The organism is Stenotrophomonas sp. AGC87 (assembly GCF_057333975.1).
In genome coordinates this window covers 14,936-18,070 of sequence record NZ_JBHFHW010000014.1, presented here as the reverse complement: position 1 = coordinate 18,070, position 3,135 = coordinate 14,936, and the positions used below count along the sequence as shown (strand labels likewise).

Below are 3,135 nucleotides of genomic sequence, written 5' to 3'. Positions count from 1 at the left end.
CCCCCCCCCCCCCCCCACGCCTCCGATCAATGCGAGCGCTGCACCGCGTAACGGGCCAGCCCGCGCAGGGCGGCCACGGCATCGTTGTCGGCCAGGCCGTCGAGCGCACGCTCGGCGGCATCGGCGTATTCCTCGGCACGGGCGCGGCTGTAGTCCAGCCCGCCGGTGGCGTGGATGGCCGCCAGCACCTCGGGCATCGCCTCGGCGTCACCGTTCTGCACGATCTCGCGCAGGCGCTCGCGGGTGGTGGCATCGGAATGCGCCATCGCGTGGATCAGCGGCAACGTGGCCTTGCCCTCGGCGAGATCGTCGCCCAGATTCTTGCCCAGCTCCTCGGCATTGGCCGAGTAGTCCAGCACGTCATCGGCGATCTGGAAGGCGTAGCCCAGGTTCATGCCGTAGTCGTACAGCGCCTGCTGGGTGGCTTCATCGACACCACTGGCCAGCGCACCCAGACGGGTACCGGCGGCGAACAGCACCGCGGTCTTGCGCTCGATCACGCGCAGATACGCGGTCTCGTCCGTATCCGGGTTGTGGACATGCAGCAGCTGCAGCACCTCACCCTCGGCGATCCGGTTGGTGGTGTCGGCCAGGATCCGCATGACCGGCATGCGGTCCAGTTCGACCATCAGCTGGAAGCTGCGCGAGTACAGGAAATCGCCCACCAGCACGCTCGGGGCATTGCCCCACAGCGCATTGGCGGTGCTGCGGCCACGCCGCAGGCTGGATTCGTCCACCACGTCGTCATGCAGCAGGGTCGAGGTGTGGATGAACTCGATGATTGCCGCCAGCTGATGGTGTTCCGGGCCGGCCTGGCCGACCGCGTGGCCGGCCAGCATCACCAGCATCGGGCGCAGGCGCTTGCCGCCGGCCGAGATGATGTGGTCGGCGATCTGGTTGATCAGCACGACATCCGAGGACAGTCGGCGACGAATCAGCGCATCGACGGCGTCCATGTCGGGCGCGGCGAGCGTCTGGATCTGGGGCAGGCCCAGCGCGGGGCGGGTGTCTTCGGTGATGGTCATGCGGTCTGACTTTCAGGCTTGGGCGGAATTATAGGCGGTGCCGTCGTATTCCGCCCGCGAAGACACGCCGGTGGTCCGGTCAAGGCGCGGGGCAGGGCGCCGGATCGTGCCGACCTTTGCCGCCGGCCCCCGGGTCCCTGCTGGGCGAAGCGCCGCCTGACCGGAGGCCCGGAACGCCCCGCGCACCGCGATCCAGCGTGAATACGTATGCAGGCAACCCCACCGCTGGAGGCGCCCCGCTAAGCTTGTCGGGTTCGTTTCTGGCCCCCTCGCGGGTGCCGTGGAAGCCCGAAGGGGGGCCCAATGTCGCAGTCTCCATGGTGGCGCGGTGCCGTCATCTATCAGATCTACCCGCGCAGTTTCCTGGACGCCAACGGCGATGGCGTGGGCGACCTGCCCGGCATCATCGAGCGCCTGGACTATGTCGCCGCGCTCGGCGTCGACGCGATCTGGGTGTCGCCGTTCTTCAAATCGCCGATGGCCGACTTCGGCTATGACATCGCCGACCACCGCGACGTCGACCCGTTGTTCGGCACGCTCGCCGATGTCGACCAGCTGCTGGCCAAGGCGCATGCGCTGGGCCTGAAGGTGATGATCGACCAGGTGTTCAGCCATACCTCGATCGACCACGCCTGGTTCCAGGAAAGCCGGCAGGACCGCACCAATCCCAAGGCGGACTGGTACGTGTGGGCCGATCCGCGCGAGGACGGCACCCCGCCCAACAACTGGATGTCGATCTTCGGCGGCGTGGCCTGGCAGTGGGAGCCGCGGCGTGAGCAGTATTTCCTGCACAACTTCCTGGCCGACCAGCCCGACCTGAACTTCCACAACCCGGCGGTGCAGCAGGCGACGTTGGATTACGTGCGGTTCTGGCTCGACCGTGGCGTGGATGGCTTCCGCCTGGATTCGATCAACTTCTGCTTCCACGATGCACAACTGCGTGACAACCCGGCCAAGCCGCTGGAAAAGCGCCTCGGCCGCGGCTTCAGTGCGGACAATCCGTACGCCTATCAGTACCACTACTACAACAACACCCAGCCGGAAAACATCGGCTTCATCGAGCAACTGCGCGTGCTGCTGGACGCGTACCCGGGCTCGGTCAGCCTGGGCGAGATCTCCGCGGAAGATTCGCTGGCGACCACGGCCGAGTACACCGCGCCGGGCCGCCTGCACATGGGCTACAGCTTCGAGCTGCTGGTGAAGGATTTCAGCGCCGGTTACATCCGCGACACTGTGTCGCGGCTGGAGGCCACCATGACCGAAGGCTGGCCGTGCTGGGCGATCTCCAACCACGATGTGGAGCGGGCGGTGACGCGCTGGGGCGGGCATCCGGCGCAACCGCGCCTGGCGCGGATGCTGGTGGCGATGCTGTGCTCGCTGCGCGGTTCGATCTGCCTGTATCAGGGCGAGGAGCTGGGACTGGGCGAGGCGGACGTGCCGTTCGAGGCGCTGCAGGATCCCTACGGCATTACGTTCTGGCCGAACTTCAAGGGCCGGGACGGCTGCCGTACGCCGATGCCGTGGCTGGATGCGCCGAAGGCGGGCTTCACGACGGGTGAGCCGTGGCTGCCGATTCCGGCGGAGCATCAGGCTGCGTCGGTGGCGACGCAGGAACATGATCCGCACTCGGTGTTGAACGCGTTCCGCCAGTTCCTGGCATGGCGGCGGACGATGCCGACGCTGTTGGTGGGCGACATCCGTTTCCTTGCGTGCGCCGAGCCGGTGCTGATGTTCGAGCGTGTGCACGGGGAGGAGACGTTGCTGTTGGCGTTCAATCTGTCGGCTGAGGGTGTTCGGGTCGCGTTGCCGGTGGGGGAGTGGCAGGCGATGCATGTGCCCGGGCCGGATGTGGGCGAGGTTGTTGGTAATGAGCTGGTGTTGCCGGCGCAGTCGATGTATTGCGCGCGACGCGGCTGATCGGTTTTCCGGTGGTGTTGAGAGGGCGGGGCCGGGTGCCTCGCCCTTTTTTTGTCTTGCGTCCGTGCGTTGGGGTACAGCCACAGCCACAGCCACAGCCAAAGCCAAAGCCACAGCCACAGCCACAGCCACAGCCACAGCCACAGCACTCGGGGCTGTAAACGTGCTGGTTTGGGCGGGGGGGGGGGGGGGG

2 protein-coding genes are annotated in these 3,135 nt (G+C 67.0%); one reads left to right on the top strand and one right to left on the bottom strand.

Translation table 11 applies throughout. The features are described from left to right. Nucleotides 1–26 precede the first annotated feature (26 nt). The gene (locus ACE026_RS06120) at nucleotides 27–1,025 is read right to left on the bottom strand and encodes a polyprenyl synthetase family protein (protein ID WP_486038365.1); all 999 of its coding nucleotides are present in this window, start codon (nucleotides 1,023–1,025) and stop codon (nucleotides 27–29) included. Nucleotides 1,026–1,328: 303 nt separating this feature from the next. Between ACE026_RS06120 and ACE026_RS06115 the strand changes: the two genes are divergently transcribed. Beyond that, nucleotides 1,329–2,942, top strand: a complete 1,614-nt coding sequence (locus tag ACE026_RS06115; RefSeq protein WP_486038364.1) for an alpha-glucosidase — start codon at nucleotides 1,329–1,331, stop codon at nucleotides 2,940–2,942. The last annotated feature ends 193 nt before the right edge of the window (nucleotides 2,943–3,135 follow it).

What these genes read in the sequence shown, in the direction of transcription:
- ACE026_RS06120 (WP_486038365.1), bottom strand. Translation starts at nt 1,025, where the DNA reads ATGACCATCACCGAAGACACCCGCCCCGCGCTGGGCCTGCCCCAGATC.
- ACE026_RS06115 (WP_486038364.1), top strand. Translation starts at nt 1,329, where the DNA reads ATGTCGCAGTCTCCATGGTGGCGCGGTGCCGTCATCTATCAGATCTAC.